This is a genomic window from Prevotella sp. HMSC077E09 (assembly GCF_001814685.1).
In the GTDB taxonomy this organism is placed as follows: Bacteria; Bacteroidota; Bacteroidia; order Bacteroidales; family Bacteroidaceae; genus Prevotella; species Prevotella oris.
This window is the reverse complement of record NZ_KV817550.1, coordinates 51,237-75,854: the sequence shown is the minus strand read 5'-3', so window position 1 is coordinate 75,854 and position 24,618 is coordinate 51,237. Positions and strand designations below refer to the sequence as shown.

General features: G+C 42.9%; 18 protein-coding genes. 1 reads left to right on the top strand and 17 read right to left on the bottom strand.

The genetic code is table 11. The annotated features are described in order from the left end of the window. Positions 1-66 precede the first annotated feature (66 nt). Positions 67-708 (top strand): HAD family hydrolase, encoded by a 642-nt coding sequence (locus tag HMPREF2983_RS06115; RefSeq protein WP_070667387.1) that lies wholly within the window; start codon positions 67-69, stop codon positions 706-708. Between the two features lie 32 nt (positions 709-740). Here the strand turns inward: HMPREF2983_RS06115 and HMPREF2983_RS06110 are convergent, their stop codons facing one another. The 17 genes from HMPREF2983_RS06110 to HMPREF2983_RS06030 all read right to left on the bottom strand — a co-directional run bounded on the left by HMPREF2983_RS06110 (position 741) and on the right by HMPREF2983_RS06030 (position 23,644). Beyond that, the gene (locus HMPREF2983_RS06110) at positions 741-2,084 is read right to left on the bottom strand and encodes a TolC family protein (RefSeq protein WP_070667386.1); all 1,344 of its coding nucleotides are present in this window, start codon (positions 2,082-2,084) and stop codon (positions 741-743) included. Between the two features lie 355 nt (positions 2,085-2,439). Continuing rightward, positions 2,440-3,039 carry a riboflavin synthase gene (locus HMPREF2983_RS06105; protein WP_070667391.1) on the bottom strand — a complete coding sequence of 200 codons (600 nt, stop codon included), beginning with the start codon at positions 3,037-3,039 and terminating at the stop codon, positions 2,440-2,442. A 309-nt stretch (positions 3,040-3,348) separates the two neighbouring features. Further along, positions 3,349-4,962, bottom strand: coding sequence for a glycoside hydrolase family 10-like protein (locus HMPREF2983_RS06100; protein ID WP_070667385.1), 1,614 nt, complete (start codon positions 4,960-4,962; stop codon positions 3,349-3,351). Between the two features lie 35 nt (positions 4,963-4,997). Further along, positions 4,998-5,825 carry a type II pantothenate kinase gene (coaW, locus tag HMPREF2983_RS06095; RefSeq protein WP_004376619.1) on the bottom strand — a complete coding sequence of 276 codons (828 nt, stop codon included), beginning with the start codon at positions 5,823-5,825 and terminating at the stop codon, positions 4,998-5,000. An 11-nt stretch (positions 5,826-5,836) separates the two neighbouring features. Continuing rightward, positions 5,837-6,169 carry a cupin domain-containing protein gene (locus HMPREF2983_RS06090; protein ID WP_070667384.1) on the bottom strand — a complete coding sequence of 111 codons (333 nt, stop codon included), beginning with the start codon at positions 6,167-6,169 and terminating at the stop codon, positions 5,837-5,839. Between the two features lie 100 nt (positions 6,170-6,269). Continuing rightward, complete coding sequence (locus tag HMPREF2983_RS06085) at positions 6,270-9,404, bottom strand: TonB-dependent receptor (protein ID WP_070667383.1); 3,135 nt, start codon at positions 9,402-9,404, stop codon at positions 6,270-6,272. 221 nt (positions 9,405-9,625) lie between these two features. Beyond that, positions 9,626-10,321, bottom strand: a complete 696-nt coding sequence (locus tag HMPREF2983_RS06080; protein ID WP_246829361.1) for an ankyrin repeat domain-containing protein — start codon at positions 10,319-10,321, stop codon at positions 9,626-9,628. Further along, positions 10,314-11,573 carry a hypothetical protein gene (locus HMPREF2983_RS06075; protein ID WP_070667381.1) on the bottom strand — a complete coding sequence of 420 codons (1,260 nt, stop codon included), beginning with the start codon at positions 11,571-11,573 and terminating at the stop codon, positions 10,314-10,316. The genes HMPREF2983_RS06080 and HMPREF2983_RS06075 overlap by 8 nt, the downstream gene beginning before the upstream one ends. After that, positions 11,570-12,835 carry a hypothetical protein gene (locus HMPREF2983_RS06070; RefSeq protein WP_070667390.1) on the bottom strand — a complete coding sequence of 422 codons (1,266 nt, stop codon included), beginning with the start codon at positions 12,833-12,835 and terminating at the stop codon, positions 11,570-11,572. The genes HMPREF2983_RS06075 and HMPREF2983_RS06070 overlap by 4 nt, the downstream gene beginning before the upstream one ends. A gap of 183 nt (positions 12,836-13,018) precedes the next feature. After that, positions 13,019-14,131 (bottom strand): DUF7833 domain-containing protein, encoded by a 1,113-nt coding sequence (locus HMPREF2983_RS06065; RefSeq protein WP_070667380.1) that lies wholly within the window; start codon positions 14,129-14,131, stop codon positions 13,019-13,021. A gap of 420 nt (positions 14,132-14,551) precedes the next feature. Further along, positions 14,552-15,307, bottom strand: coding sequence for an MBL fold metallo-hydrolase (locus HMPREF2983_RS06060; RefSeq protein ID WP_070667379.1), 756 nt, complete (start codon positions 15,305-15,307; stop codon positions 14,552-14,554). Further along, a complete protein-coding gene (locus tag HMPREF2983_RS06055) occupies positions 15,304-15,555 on the bottom strand; it encodes a hypothetical protein (protein ID WP_210400366.1) in 252 nt (83 codons plus the stop codon). Before HMPREF2983_RS06055 ends, HMPREF2983_RS06060 begins: the two co-directional genes overlap by 4 nt. Positions 15,556-15,786: 231 nt before the next feature. Continuing rightward, positions 15,787-17,736: a transcription termination factor Rho gene (gene rho, locus HMPREF2983_RS06050; protein WP_070667377.1), complete on the bottom strand. Its 1,950-nt coding sequence runs from the start codon at positions 17,734-17,736 to the stop codon at positions 15,787-15,789. A gap of 161 nt (positions 17,737-17,897) precedes the next feature. After that, positions 17,898-19,679 carry a 30S ribosomal protein S1 gene (gene rpsA / locus HMPREF2983_RS06045; protein ID WP_070667376.1) on the bottom strand — a complete coding sequence of 594 codons (1,782 nt, stop codon included), beginning with the start codon at positions 19,677-19,679 and terminating at the stop codon, positions 17,898-17,900. A gap of 1,132 nt (positions 19,680-20,811) precedes the next feature. Continuing rightward, positions 20,812-21,726, bottom strand: coding sequence for a hypothetical protein (locus tag HMPREF2983_RS06040; protein WP_070667375.1), 915 nt, complete (start codon positions 21,724-21,726; stop codon positions 20,812-20,814). 50 nt (positions 21,727-21,776) lie between these two features. Then, positions 21,777-22,274, bottom strand: a complete 498-nt coding sequence (locus tag HMPREF2983_RS06035; RefSeq protein ID WP_070667389.1) for a hypothetical protein — start codon at positions 22,272-22,274, stop codon at positions 21,777-21,779. A 146-nt stretch (positions 22,275-22,420) separates the two neighbouring features. After that, positions 22,421-23,644 (bottom strand): DUF4929 family protein, encoded by a 1,224-nt coding sequence (locus HMPREF2983_RS06030; RefSeq protein WP_070667374.1) that lies wholly within the window; start codon positions 23,642-23,644, stop codon positions 22,421-22,423. Between the last annotated feature and the right edge of the window lie 974 nt (positions 23,645-24,618).

Below are 24,618 nucleotides of genomic sequence, written 5' to 3'. Positions count from 1 at the left end.
ACTTTTCCTTGCGCTCGTTTGCAATGTTTTTGCACATGTTAGAGAATTGTGATTTTATTTGGGATTATGACATATCAGACATATATTTTCGATTTAGACGGTACACTTTTGGATTCACTTACCGATCTTGAACTGAGCTGTAACTATGCACTTCGCGCGAATGGCATGCCCGAACGTACGCTCGAAGAAGTGAGGATGTTTGTCGGTAACGGTGTGAAAAAGCTTATGGAACGTGCAGTTCCCAATGGTCTTGCTAATCCTTTATTTGATAAAACCTATCAGGATTTCCGCCAACATTATATGATTCACAACCTTGATCATACGCATCCCTATGCAGGTATTGAGGAAATGCTTCAGAAGTTGATTGCTTCAGGGAAGCATGTTGCCGTGGTCAGCAACAAATTCTATGCGGCAACGCAGGAGCTTGTGGCTCATTTCTTTGGTGAAAAGATTAGTGTAGCCATCGGCGAACGCGAGAATATCCGCAAGAAACCGGCTCCCGACACGGTGAATGAAGCCTTGAGACAGTTAGGTGCAGACCGCGAAACAGCTGTCTATATCGGTGACAGTGATGTCGATATTATGACTGCCAAGAACAGTGGAATGCCCTGTATCAGTGTGTTGTGGGGCTTCCGAAGCAGACAGTTTCTCATTGCGCATGGTGCTGCTACCTTTGTAGAGAAGCCGTCTGAAATATTGGATATTTGATGAAACAAGGGGCTTTATGCGATGGCTTTTTCCTATTTTATGCTTCCTTTTTCATAAAACTTGAGCATGTTGATGTTGAGGATTGCCAGATATTTGCTTTGCAGTTCGTTCTGCTCTGCTTTCAGTAATTGATCCTTTCCGTTCATTAATTCGACGATATTCTTCAGTCCAAGTCTGAACTGTTCACTCAGCAGATTATAGCTTTCCTTAGCACTTTCAGTGCTTATCCTTGCACTTTTGAACATACTTTGATTGTTGTTGGCCTGCAACCAATAGTTCTCAATGGCGGAGTAGAGTGCCGTCTGCTTGTCTTTCAAGTCGAGCAGATAGTTCTGTCGCTGTATCTGGGCTTTGGTGACGGCTGTCTTAGCCTGTCGGTTGTCAAAGAGTGGCACACTGATATTAATGCCTCCGCCTAATGTGAAGTTGTTTTTCATCTGCCTGTCCCAACCGCTCTTGTTCATTGAGGTGGTATTGGTGCTCACGCCTGCAGACACGCCCACGGTGGGCAAACGCAGTGCCTTGGCCATCTTGATGTTGAGTTCGCTGCTCTCAACACCTAATTCTGCATTCTTGATTTCAGGGCGCATAGCCACTGCCTGGTCGTAAACGCTGTTGAGTGTAGGTATCTGTTCCAAGGCCATTTCATCGGTAGTCTCGGGCACAGTGACATCAAAGTCTTCACCATTTGTCAGTTGAAGCAGCTGTTTCAGTTGGCGTTTGTATTCTTTCAGATTGCTTTCTGCCTGCACAACGGCATACTCGTCTTGTGCCCGTTGTGCGGTAAGTTGCGCCAAATCAGCCTTGCTCATCTTGCCGACATTGAACATTTCCTTGCCCCTTTCCTCGTTTTTAGTGCTTGTGGCAAGGCTTTCCCGGTTCACCTTGATAGCCTCATCAGAGTATAAAATCTGTACGAAGAGCTGTGAAATCTGCTCGGTCAGTGAGTTGGCATAGGTTGCAACGGTGAGGTCGGCCTGCTGTTCGGCATATTTGTTCAGCTTCACTTGATTGTGGTTGCGGTTGCCGTTCCACACCGTCCAGTTTGTGCTGAGCGAATAACTGCCATTGTAATATGCTTTGTCGACACTGCTCTGCACGCGGTTTCCTGCAACAATAGAGCTGTTGGATTGAGGCCAGGGATTGTAGGAAACATTCTGCGAAGTGGAGAAAGAAAGCGAGGGCAGGAGGGCAGCCTGGCTCTCCTTGATATCTTCTGTGGCTGACACTTTCGTCAAACGGTTTTTCTGAAGCGTGATGTTATTCTGCATTGCATAGTCAATACAGGCTTTCAATGTCCAGCTTTTTGCTGAGAGTTGTACAGGGAGTGCCACGCATGCAGCTGCGATGACAAGATGTCTCAAATTCATATCCATATTCAGTCTCAATTTTATTTCTGATTACAAAAATTCATATACGTATAGACTTATTTGCGGATAAAAAGTTTACGGACAGGTTATATTATTAACATTATTTAGTTTCCCATTGCCCGTTGCGTCCTTAGAGAAAGCCTCTGTGTTCACCATTCAAGGCATTTCATCATGCCATTTGCGTCAAGTGACACTGCAATCTGTGTCAGAATACGTGGTAATCTGCGTCATCTTACACGGTAAACTGACGCAAATCAGAATGCTTTCTTTGCCGGCAGGTTTCGCTTTCTGAAAGAAGATGAAATCTGACGGAGCTTATCGGATGAATTGACAGGATAGGAGGAGTAGTCCTTGAACCTATTTACAGGGTCTGCAACCGTGCGATATACTTTCCGAGAATGTCGAACTCTATGTTGACAACACTGCCTACCTGAATGTCATGGAAATTGGTGTTGGCACGCGTATAGGGGATAATGGCCACCGTAAACGTGTTTTCTGTAGGCTCACAGACCGTGAGAGAAACTCCGTTTACCGTAACCGAACCCTTGTCAACCGTGAAGTATCCCTTCTTGGCCATGGCCTTGTCAAATGGATATTCAAAGGTGAAATAGGTGCTTCCGTCGGCATCACGCATGCCAATACATTTGGCAGTCCGGTCTACATGGCCTTGCACGATGTGTCCGTCGAGGCGTCCGTTCATGAGCATTGAACGTTCGATGTTGACCTTATCGCCTATTTGAAGCAGGCCGAGATTGGAGCGGTCGAGGGTCTCTTTCATTGCCGTCACCGTGTAGGTGTTGTTCTCCATGCTTACCACTGTGAGGCAGACACCGTTGTGAGCGATGCTCTGGTCAATCTTCAGTTCGTCTGTGAACGAGCATTTCAGCGTGAAGTCAATGTTTTCTTTATCTTTCGTCATCGCTACAAGTGTAGCCATTTCTTCAACGATACCACTGAACATAGGTTTGAATTTTATGCTTTTAATGAAAAGAAGAAAAAGGGGTTGCTCGATGATGTGATGAAACTCCGAGCATTTCAATAGTTGAGAGCTCTCCGTCTTTGTAATCCACCGGCCTGAAGGCTTAGCTTCGTTGAAGTTTATGTGGCCCGCCATTAACAAGAGAAGCTTCCTCGGTTTTCGAATTTATTTGATGAGTATCCCGATCAAACCGACACAACCCCCAATATGTTTTCTTATTGATAATGCGATAAAGCGTTATTCCACTATTGCAAAGTTAATCTGTTTTTGCTGACCGACCAAATGTTTTGGCTAAAATCTTTTCACCATGATATATCCCAACCTGTGGCTTATGCCTTTTTCGTTGAGGCTTCGCAATTGGTAGAAACCATTGGCCACCTGCTCAATGTTCACCGTGTTTTCACGGTGTGGCAAGCGTCGGATGAGGTTGCCATGCAGGTCGCTGAGCATGATGAGACCATCGTTTTCACGGGTCCACTCGGGCAGAATGGCGCGCTTGCCGTCATTGGGAATGAGTTTGTTGTGGCTCTCTTTGGTTCGGTTCTGGCATTGCACTTCTTCGCTTTCGTTACCATATCTGTCCATGGTAGTAATGGCATAATAATGCGAAGGATCATCGGGAATGGTGAGAGAACCAATTTCCTGGCGGCCAAGTATCAGGTTTTCGGCCTTTGAAATGTCAACAGGCCACGTGCGGCTGCTGTATATATTATAGGTGAGTCCGTTGCATTTCAGCCATTCAATGCGGTCGTTCTTCACAGCAAGAAGGGTCGGCTTCTGTGGTTTTGTGGCGTTGGCCCATGTCATTGCAGGCACGAGTGCGGGTTGCCTGTCAATGTCGTTGAGGACAGCATCATAGATACCTTTGAGGTTATCGGTGAAGAACTTGCTTCGGAAATAGGCGTGTCCCATGCCTAAAGAGCGCGTGACATGCATTTCGCGGGTGATGTCCATGAGGCTCCAATTCTTTTCACGTGGCGACATGAAATAGATGCCGAGACCGGGCACAATGATTTTTCCTTGCGACTGTTCCTGCCAGTCTATGGCAAACGGGTAGAAGTTGTTGTCCTTGAAATACATCATGGGGAAGAGTTCATCCATCAGTCCGTCGCGCAGCCAGTTCTGGGCATCCTGCAACACTTTGGTGCGTGCATTCCAGCCATGACTCCAGTATCTTGCCAGATCATCAGCTTTTCCAATGGGTGAACAACTCATCTTCACCCACGGCTTTACAGACTTCACGGCATCATGAATCTTTGTCACAATGCCCGTGATATAGGCTCGTCCTTGGTCACCGCTGACCTTGATTTTCCATGTTTCAGGATAGCGGATATAGTCTAAGTGGATACCGTCGATGTCGTAGCGTTCGGTGATTTCCCGGCAAATCTGTGAGAGATAGTCACCTGTTTGTGACTTTTCGGGGTTCATATATCCGTCTTCTCCAATCTTCACGATAAGGTTGGGAAAGCGTTGGCGCAGGCGTTTGCAGCCCAAAGTATTCCACTTTCCTACGGGAATAGTGACTACCCAGGCATGGAGTTCCATACCTCGTTTGTGGCATTCCTCAATGGCAAACTGAAGTGCATCGTAGCCCGGTGAGGTGTCGGGAAAGCCACTCAAGCAACCGTCCCAAGGCTCATAGTCAGACGGGTAGATGACCGTTCCACGGATGCGTGTCTGCAAAAGCACGGTGTTGATGCCTGCCTTCTGGAGTTTGTTGAGGATATTTCGAAGTTCCTGTTTTTGCTTTTCCATTGACAGCTTGTGCTGGGAATAGTTGTGTGGCCAGTCAAGTCCGCCGATAGTTGTCAGCCAGACGGCCCTCACTTCGCGTTTGGGTTGGGCCTGGAGAGCGTGTAAGAGCGTACAAAGAAAAAGCAGGGAAAAAAGAAGTTTCTTATTCATTCTCATGTCAGGTGGATAGGATTGCAGAGCATGTGCTATCGTTCTTGGATGTAGGATAGGGCAGCCCCGATAGCTGTACAGAACTCGCTGTATTTCGGAATGCGGAAATGGACGCCGTAAAGTTTCTCCATTGCGGGGAAAACATCCTTGCATTGAGGCAGCAGGGTGAGGTTGCCAATGAGCACAAAGTCCTTGATGCCGCTTTCCAAGCTGCTGAGAATTGTACTTGAACCTACGGCTTGAAGCACCATATGGATGAGTCCGATAGCGATATCTTCGCGTGTGGCATTGGTCTTGGCATTGCTGAAAAGACTTGCCGTGGCATTCATGGGAAGTCCCGGAAGCGGTTTGGCACTGATGTCACCGATGAGCAGATTGATTTTCGAAATGTCGCCATTCATGGCCAAACTCGCCACCTGTCTGATGTCATCCGTCTTGAGCATGATACGGCTAAGGCCTTGAAGTGTCCCTCCTCCAATGCCTATACCACCGATATGGCGTATGTCGTTGCCGTCGCATTTGACAAGACTTGTGCCTGTTCCCATGCTGACAACAATCATGCGTTTGAGTTTGCTTTCATAGCGTGCACCTAATCCATCGGCAATAAACTCCTGTGCCTTGCCCGTGGGACGTCCGTAGATGTCTTCATCGATATAGGCCGAACCAACGCCTGTAAGCATAATCTGCTCGACCTCTTCGAGTTTGATTTTATTGTCGTGAAGATACTTCCCAAAGGCTCCATAAAGTGAGGTGATGGGGTCGGTGGCCTTGATGCGGAAGGGATTTGTCACCACTCCTTGCTCGTTGACACCTACGATTTTCGTTGTACTGATGCCTACATCTATACCAATAACAATGCTCATGTGGTCAGGAATTAATGATGTTCAGGGACAATGGCCAAGTATTCTGCATCTTCAGTGGTGAGATTTTCAAAATAATGATTGTGGTTCATCGGACAATAATGCACCTGTCCTGCGTGCGCCACCTCTGTCTTACCGTCGTAATGATACGTGAGTTCGCCCTTGAGGATATACATCACTTCGCAGTTCCCCTCATGGGTGTGGAGGCCACTGCTGGCTCCAGGCTTGAGAATACTCTTCATTATTTTTACCTTTTTGTCGGCAAAGTTGCGCGTGTCGAGTTCGCCTTGTCCGCCCTTGAAGCCGTTAATCCTCACTTCAGCTATATCTTTGAAATCAATAATCATGTTCTATGTGCTGTTTGATTTGGGCAAAGTTAATAAAAAAAAGGTAATCCCCGAAGAGATTACCTTGTTTTTATATGTAAATCAGTCTGTAGAAGATGATTTAGAATGTCACGCGAAGACCGAGCTGCATATGCCAGCGGCTGAAGATGTCGCTCTTGCTTGGGCCATAGCCAAGGAATGAATAAGTTGGAACATAATCATTGCCCGACTTGGTCAGTTTCTCCACTTTGAGAATTGTTTCACTGTAAGCTGATTCGTAACTTGTACCCCAATTGTGGTTCAGCAGATTGGCGAAGTTCTCTATGTCGAAAGTCAGCTCGACCTTGCTTCCACGTTCTTTCAGATAGAAGAAGCTTTCTGCAAAGTGTAGGTTGAAGCGGTTCTCCCATGGAGCAGTTGCTGCATTGCGCTTAGAATACTTTCCTCTGTTCTTCTTGGCAAAGTCATGGCTGTTGATCCAATTGCCGAATGCTTCTCTGTCAGCAGGAGTTTTGAAGTTCATCTTAGCAAGTTCATCTTCTGTAGGAACATAGAGTAGGGTGTTACCTTTTTGAGAATCTCCGTTGAAGTCGGCTTCCTCTTTCATTGTCAAGCTGTAGTGCTGCCCGGAATTGCCATTGTAAGTAAGAGAAATATTAGTTGCAAAGCGGCCGTTTCCATACTTCGGAGTAGTGTAAGAAGCTACTGCCAGCACGCGATGAGGAATATCAAACATTGATTTTGCAATCTCATTTCTGTTGGTTGGGTCAACACAATAGTTGTATTTCCAGTTAGAATATGCAACAGAAGACGTGCCATCGTTTACAGAATAAGAGTGACCGAAGGTGTAGCTTGCCATCAAGTCGAGACCCCATGCAAAGTTCTTTTCAAGTGTAGCGCTTGCACTGTAGCTGTAACCCTTATTGGTATTTCTCAGATTGATAATAGCATAATAGTCTCCGGCATTAGCCTTAAAGTGAGGAGTTGCAGAAGAAGGTACTGTTGGATCAACGGCATAGGTTGTTCCATCAGATTTCAATGCAAGGTTATCAAACCATACATTGTTCAGCGTTTTTGAGTAAAGACCTTCAAGAGTCATCTTGATATCGCCGGGAAGCATAGTCTCCATAGCCAAGTTTGCACGGAACACCTGCGGATACTTGAAGCTCTTGCTGATGGTGTTGATAGTTGGTTTGGATGCACCTCCGGGTGCAGACATTGCTGCAGCGTATGCATCTGTGCCATAATGCTGCAACGAAGGAACGCTTCCTGCAGTCTGAATGGTTGTTCCCTTCATCTCTACACCGGTGTTGTTCCATGCGTTAGACAACCAAACGAAAGGCACACGGCCTGTAAACAGACCTACACCTCCACGGAACAATATGCTGTGACTGTCGTTGGTATACCAACGGAAACCTACACGTGGCGACCACATGATCTTGGTAGATGGCACATCGCCCACGGCTACATTATTGTTGGTAGCGTAAGCACTGCTGTTGAAGTCGGGATTACTTGTAGGATGGTTCATACTCATTGGAATGTCCAGACGCAGACCATAGGTAAGGTTCAGGTTGTTGTTGATGTCCCATTTGTCCTGAACATAGAATGCCCACTGTGCAGCTTCTACGACTCCAGACCACTTGGTGGTGCCCGTCAGCGCTACATCAGAATAGTTATAGGCGAATTTCCATGCTTTATCGTTTAAGAAGTCGGCCAAAGAATTATAGTAATATGCACCGGTGTTGGCCTGAATAAACAGGTTCTGCAAGTGATAGAACTCATTGTGTGTACCGAAAGTGATATTATGGTTGCCCAAAGTCCAACTCAGGTTGTCTTCAATAGTGTAGATGTCTTGATTGAGGTAGTTTGCACCTGAAGAGTATTCTGTTCCGATGTAGGCTCTCATACCACCCTTATGACCAAGACCGTCAATGGTTACGTTAGGTGCAGAATAGTCTATACCGCGGTTGTCACGTACGAAAGATGCACCGATACGTGCCTCATTGTAAAGAGCATCGCCAATGCGTGAGTTCAATTCGGCAACGAAAGAGTTCGTGCGGTTATTCATGGTGTAACCACTCTTGTTGAACATATAGGTCTTGGAATTCACGCCGAAGACTTCCTTGTAAGAGTCGTTTAACTGATAACGGAAGGTGAATTTGTTGTAATCATCAATGTTCCAGTCCAAACGGGTCAAAGCAGAAACAGAACGGGAATTCAGGTCTCTTCTGCCGTATGTCTCTCTCACGCCGGTGTATTTGTAGTAAGCGTCAGCAATCTGCTTTGCTTCTGCTTCAGTGATATAATCAGAGGCATAGCCCGGATAGATAGAACTTGGATAGGAATTCTTCTTGTATTCAACGTTTGTGAAGAAGAACAACTTGTCTTTTACGAATGCACCTGACACAGAACCACCAATGGTCTTGGTAGACTGTTTGCCTAATTTTTCGCTCTTATCCAACTTTTGGTTCCAACGACCATAAAGGTTTTCATCGGTATAATAGGTATAGGCTGACGCGTGGAATTTATTTGTACCGGACTTTGTAATGGCGTTAATACCACCACCGGTAAAGCCACCTTGTCTTACATCGAAAGGTGAAGCAACAATCTGTATCTGCTCAATGGCATCCATGGAGATAGGATTGGTGCCCGTCTGACCACCGTTTGTGCCCGAGCTTGCCAAACCAAACACATCGTTGCTGACCATACCGTCAATCTGGAAAGAGTTGAAACGGTTGTTTGATCCCGCAATAGAAATACCGCCGATTTTGGAAGTATTCACCAACGGAGACAGCTTTGCAACATCATAGATGTTACGGTCAATGGAGGGTGCATTGTCAATCTGTCTTTGATTGAAGTTTGAAGCAGCACCCATGCCGCCCTTTCCTGCCACACCCGAAACAATGACTTCGCCAAGTGTATGCTCGTCTTCTTTCAGATCTGCATTGATAACAGAGCTTTCACCGAGGGTGAGGCTGATGTTTTTCTTTACCTCATCTTTAAATCCGATGTAGGAGATCGTAATGGTGTAAGGGCCTCCTACACGCATACCTTGAATGGTGTAACGACCATTGGTGTTGGTAACAGCATTGTAGGTTGTTCCTGAAGGAACGTGAACAGCTGTCACTGTAGCTCCGATAATTGTTTCTCCGGCAGCGACAACCTTACCGTTAATGCCTGATGTTGTTACTTGCGCCATGAGGGATGTTGCAAAGAACAACATCAGCGCCAATAATAAATGCAATTTTTTTTGCATGACTGTTAACTGAAATTTAATGAATAATTTGAGGGGATAAACCCAGTTAATACTTTGATGATGCAAATTTAGTTAAATTTTACCAATGTTGTTTGAATTCAGTGTTAAAATTTTAATAAATGTTGAAATAAATTCCTTTTTATTCTTCTCTCGTTCAAAATGCGAATGGAAAATACTGTTTTTGCACCTTATATTCTTTTGTTTTAGACGATTTCTGCCTTTTATTTGTTTTTGTTCTCCAGGAGTCTTATGATTTCTGTATATCCTAATTCTCGTGCCAATGAAAGTGGTGTGAAACCTTCCGTGTCTTTCACATTCTTTTTAGCACCATGTTTCAACAGCAGTTGCACGATGGCTTTGTTTCGTTTTTCCACGGCAATGATGAGCGGATAGGTGATGTAATTTCCACCAAGATCACCAACTCCGTCAGCTTTAGCCCCGTGGTTCAGCAGCAGGTTGGCTATGGGATAATTATTCTTCATGCAGCTTAAGGCCAGTGGACACAGTCCCTCTTCGTTGTAGGGCTGGTTTACTTTTGCACCCAAAGAGATGAAATATTTTGCCAAGGCATAATCCCCTTTGTCGATAGCCATGTTGAGTGCATCGTAGATATAAACCTCATCAGAATAGGCATCGTTGATACTGGCCTTCCGTGCAATGAGCTTTTGTATGGCCGCTTTGTTATTGTAAAGACATGCATAGCCAAGCAAGGTGTACGATATATACTCACCTCTCTCTATCAGAGAGTCGAGATTGCTGATGTGTTTGAGCTGTGCGTCAAGTTCCGAAAGCTTGTTTGTTTTTATCGCTGCTATCGCCAAACTATAATGATCCTGCCTCTTCACTGCTGTTTGGCTGTGTCCTAATGCTAATATTAAGAACAGAAAGGCAAGTAAGAGTGATGTCTTTTTATTCATGATAAGCTTTTTTGAGTTTCTCACTGGTATCAACTTCTTCATAAACTTTATTGCAGAGTTCTTGAAATCCTTGCAGATTGAAATAGTTTTCATCAGCTATATAGTCTCTGAATGCGGTGTTATTATAGAGAGCTTGTCCAAGAAGTTCTGTCTCTTCTACGCCAAACTTTTTGCAAAATCTATATTGATAATAATACAAGTATGCTGCAACTTTATAGCGTTCTTCCTTATTAAATTCTTTTGCCCAATCAGGTGTATCTTCTCCGTCCTCATTCATCATGTATTTGATATAGGTATTCATGAGTGAACTTATTTTGATGTTTTCTGTTTTTGCAGGTAGCTTCAGAATACTTCTCAGCAGTCCTTCTCTGATTTCTACATGTGGCCATTTTGTCTTTTTCTTGATAGCGAAGGTCTCATTAAGGATGTGTGATTTCGCCACAGTGGCATATTCCATTATCATCCAGTTAAGCAGCAACCTATTAATCTCCTCATTTTTGTCATAGCCATATTTTTGTAATAGGTTGGTAAGAAATCCCCATTCATGGTTTTTCAGCCATGCAAATGCTTTCTTGTTATCATGAAAAATAAATTCATTTTCATAATATGATTCTTTGCGACTTAGGTCATAATAGAGCTTTCCCGTCTTAAACAATCTCACATCATAGTCTTCTTCGAAGATATCGGGTAGTCCTTTAATATCTACAACTTCATTAATAGTAGGGTGGGGAAAAATGTAGTTATAATTTGGAACATAAATGATTTTATTCCAGAAATAGCTTGGTTTCTCATAGAAAGCAGAATTCATTGCAATGTTTTGCCTTTTTCGTTCGGTAGGGTTTCCATTCTTAAAGATATAAGTAAGAAAACCTTGTTCTGCTAAGGTTGTGTTGTTTTGAGAAATGTCTACACCGTAGTATTTCAGGATTGCTTTTCGGGCAGTCTCGTTGTCAACCGTTCTGAAGCCCGTTCTCTTCAGCGCTTCATAGATGAGTTCAATGGCGATGTCTGTATATTCAACTTGACTTTTGCATGGCATGACCTCAATACCATCCATACCCACGTCTGAAAGTTCTTCATAATAGGCTCTGATTTGCTTCTCATATACTTTCAACAAATCTTTTTCTGTATGAACTTTTGTGTCGTTGGCATTCGCCTCATCTGTCTTTTTATGTTGCTTGTTGCAGCTACTTGCAAAACTTAAGGATAGCAATGCAAGTAAAACGTATTTGATAATGCTTCGTTTTTTCATTCGTCTTGGTGTGTTCTTATTTTTACCTCGGTGTCATAATCATCATATACTTTGTAGCATAGTGCTTCAAAACCAGGAAGATTAAAATAATGCTGGTCAACAATATACTTGTAGAATGCATTATTGTAATAGAGTGCATGTCCAAGAAGAGAGGTGTCAGTAAAGCCATTTTTCTTGCTGATTTTATAGAGATAATAGCACAAATAGGCTGCAACTTTATAGCGTTCTTTCTTGGTGAATTCAGTCATCCACATGGGGAGTTTCTGCTCTTCTTCATTCAGCAGATAGTCGATATAGTCATTGAAGAGAATTTCCCACTCCTTGTTTTCTTCTGTTGCAGGCTGTTTCAGAATGCTTTTCAGTAGTCCTTCTCTGATTTCCACTTTCGGATGCTTCGTCTTTTTCTTGCAGGCAACAGTGTTGTCGAGCATCCAAGGCTCACCTACAGGCGTATATCCTTTCAGCATGTCGGCCATCACCAACTTGTTGATTTCTTCGTTCTTGTCATATCCGTAGTCACGCAGCAGATTGATGAGAAACTCTTCATCATTCTTCTTCAGCCATGAAAAAGCTGCTTTGCTGTCATGAAAGATAAAATTGTTTTCGTTGAAGAATATGCTGTCATTGAAGTTGAAATAGAGTTTCCCATGCCTTATCGTCTTTCTGTCACTTTTATCTATGGTTTCATCAGGCAGTCCCTTGATGTTTACCGCCATGTCTATAGTGGGGGAAGTTGCAATGTAGTTATAATTTGGCACATAGATGAGTCTGTTCCAGAAATAGCCTTGTTCTTCGAAGCTATGCTCGTTCATTGCTTTCTCTTGTTTGGCACGTTCTGCTGCATTACCGTTCTTGAAGATATACGTTCTGAAGTTTCTCGTCACTTGAATGTCATTGCTTTGCGTTACATCCACACCGAAATATTTCATGATGGCTTTTCGGGCAGTCTCATTATCCACGGGTTTATAGCCCTTCCTTCGTATGGCTTCGTCAATCAGTTCTACTGCAATGTCGGTATATTCCACTTGTGCTTTGTGCGACATGGATAGGATGCCGCCGTCTGATATTTCTGTCAAGTTAAGATAATAGGCTCTGATTTGCTTGTCATACAACCGCAAGAGATCTTTCTTTGCTGTAGCTGTCGTGTCTTTTGATGCTTCTTGTTGCTTTTTAGCGCCCGATGTGTTGCAGCCGCTCGCTAATAGAATGACAAGCAGTGCCAACAGTAAAGCGGCCATTTCCCGCGTTGTGTTTTTTCTCATTATTTTCTGCGATAACGCGTCAGGGCATTTCCCTTGATGTTTCATGTGGCTTAGTGCAGTTAAGAAAATCATTGTCGTTTTGCAAAGATAGAATATATTTGACCAAGTTACAAGCGTTTTGTTTCTTTTTTTTCTTCACAGTGAATATGCCCAAAACAACATTAGGCTGCTTTCATTTTCTTTTTATGATTGACAGCAGCCTGCGTTTATCCTGCCTGCATTTTGTTGCTCGTTTCGTTGTGATTGCATTTTCATTTGGTAGTTTCTCTCATAGATGCGGTTCTGATAAGCCATGAAATGAGCACGCGTATTGCTTCCCGGCCGCATCAGATTGGCTAAGTAATCCTTGGCATCGGCAATGTCTTTCACTCGTTTGGCATGTGATTGGCAGTAGTATTGGAACCAGAAGAGCAGGTTACGGCGCACGGCAAAGTTCGTCCGCACGGCAAGATTGGCAATGCGTTCGAGACTTGTCATGTACTCGTTGTCCTGATAAAGTTGGCTCAACAGCTCGCGTGTCACGCCCATTTCAGCCTGCGTGGGCGGGGCAGCTGCCGTTTGTTCGGTCCGATGCCGCACTTCCGTTTTCTGTGTCTTCCGTTGTTTCGTGCCACAAGATGTTGCCGAATGCATGGCCGTTATACTTTCCTCTCTCCTCAACCTCTTTCCGTCGGCGTCGTTCTCCCCTCCTTGGGAGGGGTCGGGGGAGGTTCCTATTTCCCCCAAATTCTTCCCGTCGGCGTCGTCCTCCCCTCCTTGGGAGGGGTCGGGGGAGGTTCCCCTTGGGTCGGGGGAGGTTCCCTTTCTCTTTTTCTCTTTCGTCGTTATTTGTTCTTGTTCTTTGTTCTTGTTCTTAGGAAAGCTAACTTTCTGATTATCAAGTGTCTCATTTGTTAATTTATCTAAACTGTGATTTGTTTGCTTTTCATTTGCAGAAGAATTGCCGAAAAACTGCAGTAAATACGGACTAAAAAATATCTTTCCGTTGGCTTCAATTTCAAAGAGTGAAGGAAACTCCATGATAAGCTGCAGCACACTGTTTTTTCTTTTGTGACAGATGCGGGCGATTTCGTTCACAGCATAGAGTGGGGCACGACAGTCTGTGCGGCGTTCGATGAGATATTTCATGATGAACACCACAACTCCCCAACCCTCGATGCCATATTTTTCTCTTACGAGCATCATGTCGTAAGAGTTGAGCATCGAAATGTCAAGACGTATAAAGACCTCAGAACTCTGCATGGCACGGTTGTTACGGGCTGCCATGTTGCCCCTTTGCATACGTTGATTTTCCATGAGAAAAAGATTATTAATTTGTTATCCGCCTACAAAGATACAAAATTTCGACCCCCATTTGCAAGTATTTTGAAAGGAAAATTCAAAATCATTCTCGTTTGAGAAGCAGTGCCGGTGGAAATAAACTGTGGTTCAGGAAGTTATGTTAATTACACTTTACCTACCTTAAATTACGGCTTTCTATGTCAGAACCTTCAGTATTTCTTGTTTTAACTACTTATTTAACATATGGTAGTTTGATCTACCAGAAGTTGAGTTTCAACCAGCAATCTTTACAAAAAGGGTTATGATGTACGTGCTGAACAGTAGATATTTATATGGAAAAGAGAACTTTGCATGTTGTAGGTATCGCTTTTCATTGTTTGCAAATGACGATTGATAAATGTCGTTTAATAGAGAGTTTCAAGTTTCCTTTGTTTATCATATATCTATAGTTTCCCCTTCATGTGCTATGGACCAAAAGACTATTCCTTTCTCATCGGTAAATTCTTTCATGCGCCAAGCACTCTCAAATCCGCTGGCGACAAAGTGCATGGGGACGAAGATGCCAACATTGAAACGGTCAATGAACTGTCTGGCACCACGTGTATATCCATTGCCAATGCGTGCATCAACGGGAAACATTACAATATCAAAAGCGTCTGTAATCTTTCGAATATCTTTTAACTCACCGAGGAAACGTTTCTCATCTTGGCATGGATTAATCAGTCCGAATTCCTCAGAGACAATGGTTCCACCCTCATAATTGTCGTAAAGGAAGCGGGCATACCAGTTGTTAAGGTCGCCCGCATGGAAGATTTTCCTGTCAGAAACCTCTACAATCCATGAAACTCCACTGTCGTTACTGCCGGTAGCATACACTTTAATATGCTCGTCGTTCCATGTTCCTCCCTTTGCCAACCATACGTCAGCACTTGTCTTTTCGGTCCTTCTGTGCCTCAGAATATCCTTGGAGAGAATATAGGTAAAGGTGATTGAAGGATATTCATGCCGCCATTCCAAGATTTCTTTGGTGAAGTGATCTTCGTGGAAATGGCTTGCAAACACGTAGACAGGCTTTTGGGTAGAAAGGATCTTGGGAATTACACCTGTAGGATCTAACCAGTAATCGAAGATGAGAATGCAGCTTTGGGTCTCAATGACAAAACCGCTGTGAAAGATATAGGTGAGTCTCATTTCAGTAATTCTTTGGGAACAAGTCTGCAGAGATGGTCTTCTCTGATGATTTTAGGAGCCGCCTTTCCTGCAAGTACTAATATTTTCTTACCGTTGCGGTAGATGTGCAGTTGGCGCGAACGCACCACGGCCGTCAATCCTGTATCATTCTGCATGGCAATCCAAATGGCATGGTAAGTGCCATTTTCTTCGAATAGTTTCTCCCGGAGATGTGAGCAGAGATCAGCTGTATTTAGATTTATTGACATGCCTGTTTGTCTTTCTGAAAGGAGTATATTCACGAAATGGGCGTAGCTTCGTATTTTCCCTTTCATGCTTAGTTTCTTGTTTTAAAGCATTTCATCATTTGCAGAAATCAGCGTCTATAGGGCAAAAGACCTTGATAACTTAGCATGATTTTATCTGTTGATAAAGGAAAAAGCGCTAAGGGAAAAAGTATTACCTTAGCGCCTCTTTTCTCTCAATCTGCAATAAATATCTTATGAATTCATTGATAGCAGGAACTCTTCATTATCGCGTGTGTGCACCATTCGGTCGTGAATAGAGTTCATTGCCTCTATTGGATTCATGTCGCTGATATATTTGCGGAGGATCCACATGCGGTCGAGTGTTGTCTTATCCTGGAGCAAATCATCACGGCGTGTGCTTGAAGCCACAAGGTTAACAGCAGGGAATATACGCTTGTTGCTGAGCGAACGGTCGAGTTGAAGCTCCATATTACCAGTGCCTTTGAACTCTTCGAAGATCACTTCATCCATTTTGCTGCCTGTATCAATAAGTGCAGTTGCAATGATAGTCAATGAACCACCGCCCTCAATATTGCGGGCCGCACCGAAGAAGCGCTTGGGTTTTTGCAGTGCGTTGGCATCAACACCACCCGTCAAGACTTTACCACTGGCAGGGCTTACGGTGTTGTAAGCGCGGGCCAAGCGTGTGATAGAATCAAGGAAGATGACAACATCATGTCCACATTCAACCATGCGTTTTGCCTTCTCAAGTACGATGCCGGCAATCTTTACATGGCGTTCGGCCGGTTCATCAAAAGTTGACGCTATGACTTCTGCATTGACAGTACGAGCCATATCGGTAACTTCTTCCGGACGTTCATCAATGAGTAGCATCATCAGATAGGCCTCTGGATGATTAGCGGCAATGGCATTTGCTATGTCTTTCATCAAGATTGTCTTACCTGTTTTAGGCTGTGCTACGATGAGGGCACGCTGTCCTTTACCGATAGGAGAGAAGAGGTCGACGATGCGAGTCGATAGGTTTGTGGTGGCATGATCACCACAAAGCGTGAACTTCTCTTCAGGAAAGAGTGGTGTCAGATGTTCAAATGGAATGCGATCGCGCACTTCTGTTGGCTGACGGCCATTGATTTTGTCTATTGTTGTCAGTGGAAAATACTTCTCTCCATCGTGAGGAGGACGCACATGACATTGAATGACATCACCCGTTTTGAGTCCATATTTCTTGATGATATTCGTGGCAACATAGATATCGTCGGGCGAAGAAAGATAGTTATAATCACTCGAACGAAGGAAACCATAGCCATCTGGCATCGCTTCGAGAACTCCGTTGGCTGTGATGAGGTCTGAAAAATCGAAACGTTCTACATTCTGCTGTGCAGGAACAGAGTGCTGATAGCCTCCTTGTTGAGGCATTACTCCTGTTGTCGGATTATCAAACATGTCGAAATTTGGAACGACTCCTTGATCTTCGATAGGTAGATCAACGACCGTGATGAAGTCTGTGCCGTCAGCGGGATCGCCTTCCCATACACCATTGACAGGAACCTTAGCTTCTTCAGTGTCCTTGTTATGGTCATTCATCTTGGCCTGAAGCTGTTCGAGGAGATTGTTCTTTTCTGTATCTTCCACAGCTGGAGAATTTGCAGAAAAGGCAGCTTCGGGAACGATTTCTTCCTGTTGATTGGTTGTTTCGGCCTCTTCTGTGGGCTGTTTGGGTGTTTCTGCCGTAGCTTCCGTACTTTCTGTAGCGGCTTCTTTTGCACGTGCAGCCTCTGCAGCTGCAATTAATTCAAGTTCTTTCTTCGACTTTCTGCCACGATGTTTCGGCATAGCAGCCAGAAGTTCTTCAGGGTTGGGAACTTCTTCCGAGGTAGGCTCTTCGTCCTTAAAAAGCGATTTCTGTTCAGCAGTTGCTGACTTGCTTTTCTTTGTATCGAGGTTCTCGCCCTCTTTACCTTTTACAGTATAGACACGATCGGTATCTTTTTTTACAATTCTTGTGCGTTTTCTTTTGGCGCTTAATGGATTTCTGTTACCTTCTTCTATGGCCTGTTTATCCAGAATAGCGTAAATGATATCTTCTTGACTATCTTTTTGGTTAAAGGTGACACCTAACTCGGAGGCAATCTTAGCCAGCTCGGTGACGTCCTTAGATAATAATTCGTCCTTGCTATACATACTAAGTATATGAAAAATATTGATTGAATAGAAGTGTGTTTCTCGAACGGAAACACAACTGTATTGATTTCACTGCAAAGGTAAGAAAAATATTTGTAAGTGCAAAAAAAGAGCCCGCTTTTTTCAAAGCAGGCTCTTGTTATTATTGGTTAAGGCTTGAATTATTCGCCTTTTTCCATCTTAGCTTTCAGATCAGCAAGTACGTTGAGGTCGCCAAGAGAGGTGCCTGCAGCTACATTGTTAATCTGGGCAGCAGCGTCAGACTTGTGAGCTGTGTGCTTACGAGCCGGCTTAGCTGCGACAACATCGTCCTTACCCTCTTCAAATGTACGGCTGTGAGAGAGGATGATGCGCTTGGTTTCTTTCACGAACTCAATCACCTTGAATGGGAGTTCCTCACCAAGCTGAGCCTGTGAACCATCTTCTTTTACAAGGTGCTTAGGTGTAGCGAAGCCTTCACCACCTTCGTTCAAGGTGATAACAGCACCCTTATCCATCATCTGGGTAATCTTACCTTCATGAACAGAACCTGGAGTGTAGAGTGTTTCATAGGTGTCCCAAGGATTATCTTCAAGCTGCTTGTGGCCGAGACTCAGACGACGGTTCTCTTTGTCAATGTCAAGAACTACAACGTCGATTTCAGCACCAACAGTCGTGAATTCAGATGGATGCTTTACTTTCTTGGTCCAAGAGAGATCGCTGATGTGGATTAAACCATCAACACCTTCTTCAAGTTCAACGAAGATACCGAAGTTAGTGAAGTTGCGAACCTTTGCCGTATGCTTGCTACCAACAGGATACTTGCTTTCGATAGCCTCCCATGGATCTTCCTTGAGTTGCTTGATTCCGAGGCTCATCTTGCGTTCGTCGCGGTCGAGAGTCAGAATGACTGCTTCCACTTCGTCGCCTACATGCATGAATTCCTGTGCTGAACGCAAGTGCTGACTCCATGACATTTCGCTTACATGGATAAGACCTTCAACACCTGGCTGGATTTCAACAAATGCACCATAGTCGGCAATAACGACAACTTTACCCTTTACATGGTCACCTACCTTCAGGTCTGGGTTGAGTGCATCCCATGGGTGAGGAGTGAGCTGCTTCAAGCCGAGAGCAATGCGCTTCTTATCTTCATCGAAGTCAAGAATAACGACATTAATCTTCTGGTCGAGTGCAACAACCTCGTGTGGATCGCTTACGCGGCCCCAAGAGAGGTCTGTAATATGAATGAGTCCGTCAACACCACCGAGGTCAACGAATACACCATAAGAAGTGATGTTCTTGACTGTACCCTCGAGTACCTGTCCTTTCTCAAGATGAGAGATAATTTCTTTCTTCTGTGCTTCCAACTCAGCTTCAATCAAAGCCTTGTGAGAAACGACAACATTGCGGAATTCCTGATTGATTTTTACAACCTTGAACTCCATGGTTTTGCCTACGAATACATCGTAGTCGCGTATAGGATGAACGTCAATCTGGCTGCCTGGGAGGAATGCCTCAATACCGAATACATCAACAATCATACCACCTTTAGTGCGACATTTGATGTAACCCTGAATGATTTCCTCATTCTCGAGCGCTTCGTTAACCTTGTCCCAGCTCTTGTTCAGACGGGCCTTGCGGTGAGAAAGAACCAACTGGCCTTTCTTGTCTTCCTGGTTTTCTACGTAAACCTCAACCTTGTCACCGACCTTCAAATCTGGATTGTAACGGAATTCAGAAGCAGGAATGATACCATCGCTCTTGTAACCGATGTTAACAACCACTTCTTTCTTGTCGAGAGAGATAACAGTACCCTCTACAACCTGATGCTCCTGAATCTTGTTCAGGGTTTCGTCATAAGCCTTTTCAAGGTCTTGCTTGCTGACGTTTGCGCTTGAACCATTCTCAAACTCGTCCCAATTGAAGTCTACCAATGGCTGTACGTTCTTTAATTCTGACATAAAAATAATAAAAAAATTAATTTAATAAAGTTAGACTTTATGTTATGTTGGCGTCCCCATACAATATGGGCACACTCGAAAACGGGTGCAAAGGTACGGTATTTCATATGAAATAACAATTTAAGTAACAGGTAATTACGATGCGTTTAGTATTATTTAACAAATTACGAAGTTTCTGTTATCGTTTGAGGATAGTCTGTGATGTTGGAAACTTGATAAATTTTACAATTCTATATATCATATGTAGTCTTAACTTCAATGATACTTCTTGGTAATACTGTTGTTAAAAAACATCTGAAAAAAACAGGTCTTGAAAAGTTTGAAATAGAGGAATAATTGGCGTGATGAGCATGAAATAAGAAGTAAAAAAGGCAAGAAGCAGAATGGAAAAGGCTGGATTTTGATATGTTTATGGGCAAAATGCGATGCATTTTAAGGTAAAATGGTGCGTGTTTTGATATAGAATGGATTGCATTTTGAGGCATAACGCATCGTAAAATGACTTAAAACAGAGGTTTTATTGGCACTGTATTTCTTTTGTTTCTTATAACTTACTGATTATTAGAGCTTTGCTATCTTTTGATTTTTAGGCCGTTTTCGGGGTGAGAGAAAGTTTGGTGGAGAATGTTGAAGCGTTTTGTAAAGAAATATAGGTATTCAGATTATTCTACATCTTCTTTCTACTATAGGCGGTGTGAATGTGCATAATAGACGCTGCATCCTAAAGATTTTTCAATGTCATCATATTGCACAAACTCTGTCCTATTATCTGTAGTTATGGTCCGTACGGCATCCTTTATGGGCTCAAAGCCTCTATTACGATCTTGGAACCCTCTTGGGCCGTCTTGTGTTTTGTCGGTTTTCTGATAATTCCAAGATTGGAATATCAGAGTAAATAATGACATTTACTGTTGTGTACTATTGTTTGATAATATGTATAGAAGAAGACCTTATCGGAATGTTTTGGAAAAGGGCTTCAAAAACAGCAACGTATGAACATCTCTATACTAGCAAGTTCTGCTACCACCCTATAAGCATTTTCATTATTTTTATATAAGTCTTAGGTAAAAAAAGACCACTCAAAAAGAGCCAATTAGACTTTCTTGAGTGGTCTTTTCCTATTATCATGCAATTATTCTACTACTACAGGTCGAATCGACAGACCATATCGGCAGTTATCTCCATTTTCAGAATAAACACCATCCCAATCAATACCTAATATACGTGCAAAATCTTTATCATCTCCAAAGAGAATAGATGCCGAGTAATATCCACCATAACCTGCATACTTCACTCCCTTTGTGTCATCATATCGAGAGCCTGCGAAAGGCAGAAATAGGCCTTTAGAGAGATCATCTTGCGTCAGTTGTATAGGGCGAGTAATGGTTCTTGCAAAGTCACCTTCACCTGGTTCGGTCACTAAATAGCCATATATTCGGTCATTGTTTTTCACAATTACATAGCCAAGCTGCCACTTCCCACGCTGTGCTAAGTTGTAAATTTCGTCATAAGATGGTAAGCGATACTTTCCTTTTGTAGCCCAATAGGCAATGTCACCAAAGGCTGCTTGGCTGAAATCAGTGGTTTCGTGTAGGAACTTATCATCTGTATACATCTTCCCTGCAATGTTTGTTTTCGTTGTGTTTCCATACACATCTTTCGAATAAGTGAGTGCATTCTTACCACAAACACCAAAGTTGAAGTGGTCTATCTGGTCATCAGCTTGTATCATCTCTGTTCTATAAGCCTCAGATGAGTTTCTATGCATTCCATAACGAGGATTAAAATAATCCCACTGATGGTCGGCTAACTTCCATGTTCCTTTGTCATATTGTAGGTTTCCCGTTGCCCATTTCACTCCGAATAGCGTTGCATACTTTGGAGTTTGTTGCGAACTTTCATCTGCTTCAAAAGAAATCTCTTGGATATCATCAGCAGATAGTTTCACGATTTCACCTCCCTTTTTTACAATTTTCATCTGATAAGTTTGTGCAGACAAGGTTACAAAGGTGAAAGCGAAAACAATTGCGAGTAGATACTTCTTCATTTTTATTATTGTTTTAAGTTGTAATTCTGTGTAATATATTGATACTTTCATCATTTATTAACGGCTATCTTGAGATTACCATTTGGTGTGCATACCACGTATACGCCTGCAGGATAGGACGAAAGACTGATGTCGAGCAAACCATTTAATGAAGCTTGTGTTTTAAAAACCAATCGCCCACCGATTGTTACCATACTAACAGGTGCCCCAGCAAGGAGTCCTCGCAAGCGAATATGCCCCTCATAGTAATCTGCCTGCGGTTTATCTACACGGCGTTGAGACGGTGTAGAAATACCATCGGTAAGAGTTTTCTCACTAAAACTGTAATGAACGATGTCCGATAAAGCTACGGTAATGCTTCGTTTTTCTGTCGAAGCGGTCATGCTTCCGTTAGCAAAAGTGATTTTGGGTGTGTCAGAAAGTGCAAACTCTGTCTTCGTTCCGTTACGGAGTTCTATGCAAAAGAACTTCACAGGCCCTGCTGCTTTCGCTCCCAAGGGCATGAGTAAGCATCCGAACAGAAATAGTTTGATTAGATTACTTTTCATTGTTGATTGAATTTTATGATTTTTTTCATTGTTTATATGCTTGATAGCTGCATTGTAAATCACCTGATAACTTATCGTTACAAGAGTAAGTTGGATTGCAAACAAAATGATGTTGTCGTTGTCAATGATGATTAGATATTCGCGATTTACTTGTGCATCGTATAGGTGACACGCACTTGTTGATAGCCATTTGCCGCCTCAAAGTCCCATGGAAACACAAATGTCATCGTTCCTTTCGTAAAATCTACATGGCCTTTTGGTGTCACCCAATCAGAAGGAGTGTTATTATATGTGTCGCGACTTATATCACTTATGCCAAGCCAACGTTGGGGATCAATTGAGCCTCCGGCTAAAAGAAACTCGTCGGTAATTTGATAACCCACAATCTTTCCATTCTCTTTCACATATACCAAAGTTCCTTTGTCACGTAGTTCTTTAACCCTTTCCCATGCTGAAAAGTAATAAACAAAGGGCAAAGCGGATATCATCTCGTCGTAGAGGTTAGGGCGTTGAACCACAAACTCCACCCCACCTGAGGACGGAATGAGCTTAATGTTGTCGAGACTCATGCTGAATTGTTCCTTTGTTGCATCGTAATTAATAGCCTGCACTATCGCACTGCCGTAAGGTTGCTGCAAAAAGAATTCATGATCTTCCACAGTTTTAGCTTTCAATACATCGTAACAGAATGACGTTAGCCCCATAGGATTGTCTACAATCTTTAGTATCGGCGCATCGGCAGTTGCCTTCTCACTGAGTGTGATGATGCTGAATCCCTTGAAAGAGGCCTTGGATTTCCCCTTGAAAAATTCCTCTTTATCTTTGTTGTTAAATAAAACTGTGGTCTCAACAGGCACCTTTCCTAATAGAGAAGTGAGGTCAAAACCAAACTTTTCTTTATATCCCGCAATGAGTTTCTGCTGTTCTGGCGTCAAAATGGGGATGTCGGCATCGGGTGTAACCACGATTTTCACCCCTTCATCTGCTGCTTTCATTCGTGGATCTGACGTCTTTCCGATGGTTATACTCAGCGTCTTTGGTACAGAAAGCGCATGCTTTGCATTGGATATCACTTTCACTGTAGCCTCCTTTTGCTTTGCCTTAAAATGTAAAACACTATGGTCCAAGTGCACGATGTCGCCTTCGTTGCCCTCCAAAGTCAGCTCTATGGTCTCGTCCTTAGTGGGAGCAAAGGCCATCAATACATTGAGTGTAACGCCCTCGGTATCGTCTTCTGCCATAAAGGCATTGCCAACTACAGAAAGAGCAATGCCGTTTGACATCTGCACATCATCCTCGTTATTGTTTCTGCAGGCCGATGCCAAGATGAAAATAACAATCAGCGAGAAGATAGTTCTCATGAATTTCATTTCTATTATTTGTTAAATTATACTTTATTTTTCATACATTCTCATGGTGTTTTCAAAGCTTCAGCTATGTTTTTCCATAACCCTCGCAACATACACTACAAGAGATTGATGATTAAAAAATCAAAGATCTTTATCCAAAACGAAAGATAAGATTCTCTTTGCGACTATTTTCCTTCTCTTTTTTATCCATGAGTTTATATCATTTCAATGCATTCTTCCTTCTCAAAGATGATATTGACTACACTCAAAGTCCAAAAGATAGTGGTTGTTTAATCAGAAAAAAATAATAAGATTCGTTTGCAAATGCAAAATTATAAAGAACCAATAGGTTTTGCAATACTCAATAATAGTGATATTTAATGATGCTTAAAACAATCTAAAAAAGGTGTTTTGCCACAAAACATTCAATTCTCCCACCAAAGCAAAGTTTCGTTTCTGCTCATAAGTTCTTTGCAAAGAACCCACTAAACACAATTAAATCATATTGCAATCTCTATGAATTAACCGCACAATTCGCATCAAATGACCATGTGAATGGCATTGAATCGAAAGCTAACACAATTAATAATGAAAACGATGCAGCATAAACACACACAATGACAGACATTTGGGCATAGTGCCATCTGATTCAAATGCAACCATGATACTCATGAAGATTTAGCTTGAATGCATAAATCCGTTAGGCCAAACATACCACGCTGTAAGATAAATAATATTGACGACCTTGCAAATATCCTTTCAATGAATTGCTCATTCCTATGAAATAATAATTGAAGTGACAAGTGATTCTATGACGTTTGATGTTATTTAATACGAATAAAGGCTTCCCGATATCTCTTAAAAGCAGTCAGTGTAGTTTATCGCTTGATAAACTTTACAAAATGATATGCCCATGATTCATAGGGCTTGAGTGGTGTATCTCAGTATAGTATTTGTTAAAAAACATCTGAAAAAAACAGGTCTTGAAAAGTTTG

Coding starts and splice junctions, on each gene's coding strand:
- HMPREF2983_RS06115 (WP_070667387.1), top strand. CDS start 67: ATGACATATCAGACATATATTTTCGATTTAGACGGTACACTTTTGGAT.
- HMPREF2983_RS06110 (WP_070667386.1), bottom strand. CDS start 2,084: ATGGATATGAATTTGAGACATCTTGTCATCGCAGCTGCATGCGTGGCA.
- HMPREF2983_RS06105 (WP_070667391.1), bottom strand. CDS start 3,039: ATGTTCAGTGGTATCGTTGAAGAAATGGCTACACTTGTAGCGATGACG.
- HMPREF2983_RS06100 (WP_070667385.1), bottom strand. CDS start 4,962: ATGAATAAGAAACTTCTTTTTTCCCTGCTTTTTCTTTGTACGCTCTTA.
- coaW (WP_004376619.1), bottom strand. CDS start 5,825: ATGAGCATTGTTATTGGTATAGATGTAGGCATCAGTACAACGAAAATC.
- HMPREF2983_RS06090 (WP_070667384.1), bottom strand. CDS start 6,169: ATGATTATTGATTTCAAAGATATAGCTGAAGTGAGGATTAACGGCTTC.
- HMPREF2983_RS06085 (WP_070667383.1), bottom strand. CDS start 9,404: ATGCAAAAAAAATTGCATTTATTATTGGCGCTGATGTTGTTCTTTGCA.
- HMPREF2983_RS06080 (WP_246829361.1), bottom strand. CDS start 10,321: ATGAATAAAAAGACATCACTCTTACTTGCCTTTCTGTTCTTAATATTA.
- HMPREF2983_RS06075 (WP_070667381.1), bottom strand. CDS start 11,573: ATGAAAAAACGAAGCATTATCAAATACGTTTTACTTGCATTGCTATCC.
- HMPREF2983_RS06070 (WP_070667390.1), bottom strand. CDS start 12,835: ATGAGAAAAAACACAACGCGGGAAATGGCCGCTTTACTGTTGGCACTG.
- HMPREF2983_RS06065 (WP_070667380.1), bottom strand. CDS start 14,131: ATGGAAAATCAACGTATGCAAAGGGGCAACATGGCAGCCCGTAACAAC.
- HMPREF2983_RS06060 (WP_070667379.1), bottom strand. CDS start 15,307: ATGAGACTCACCTATATCTTTCACAGCGGTTTTGTCATTGAGACCCAA.
- HMPREF2983_RS06055 (WP_210400366.1), bottom strand. CDS start 15,555: ATGTCAATAAATCTAAATACAGCTGATCTCTGCTCACATCTCCGGGAG.
- rho (WP_070667377.1), bottom strand. CDS start 17,736: ATGTATAGCAAGGACGAATTATTATCTAAGGACGTCACCGAGCTGGCT.
- rpsA (WP_070667376.1), bottom strand. CDS start 19,679: ATGTCAGAATTAAAGAACGTACAGCCATTGGTAGACTTCAATTGGGAC.
- HMPREF2983_RS06040 (WP_070667375.1), bottom strand. CDS start 21,726: ATGAAGAAGTATCTACTCGCAATTGTTTTCGCTTTCACCTTTGTAACC.
- HMPREF2983_RS06035 (WP_070667389.1), bottom strand. CDS start 22,274: ATGAAAAGTAATCTAATCAAACTATTTCTGTTCGGATGCTTACTCATG.
- HMPREF2983_RS06030 (WP_070667374.1), bottom strand. CDS start 23,644: ATGAAATTCATGAGAACTATCTTCTCGCTGATTGTTATTTTCATCTTG.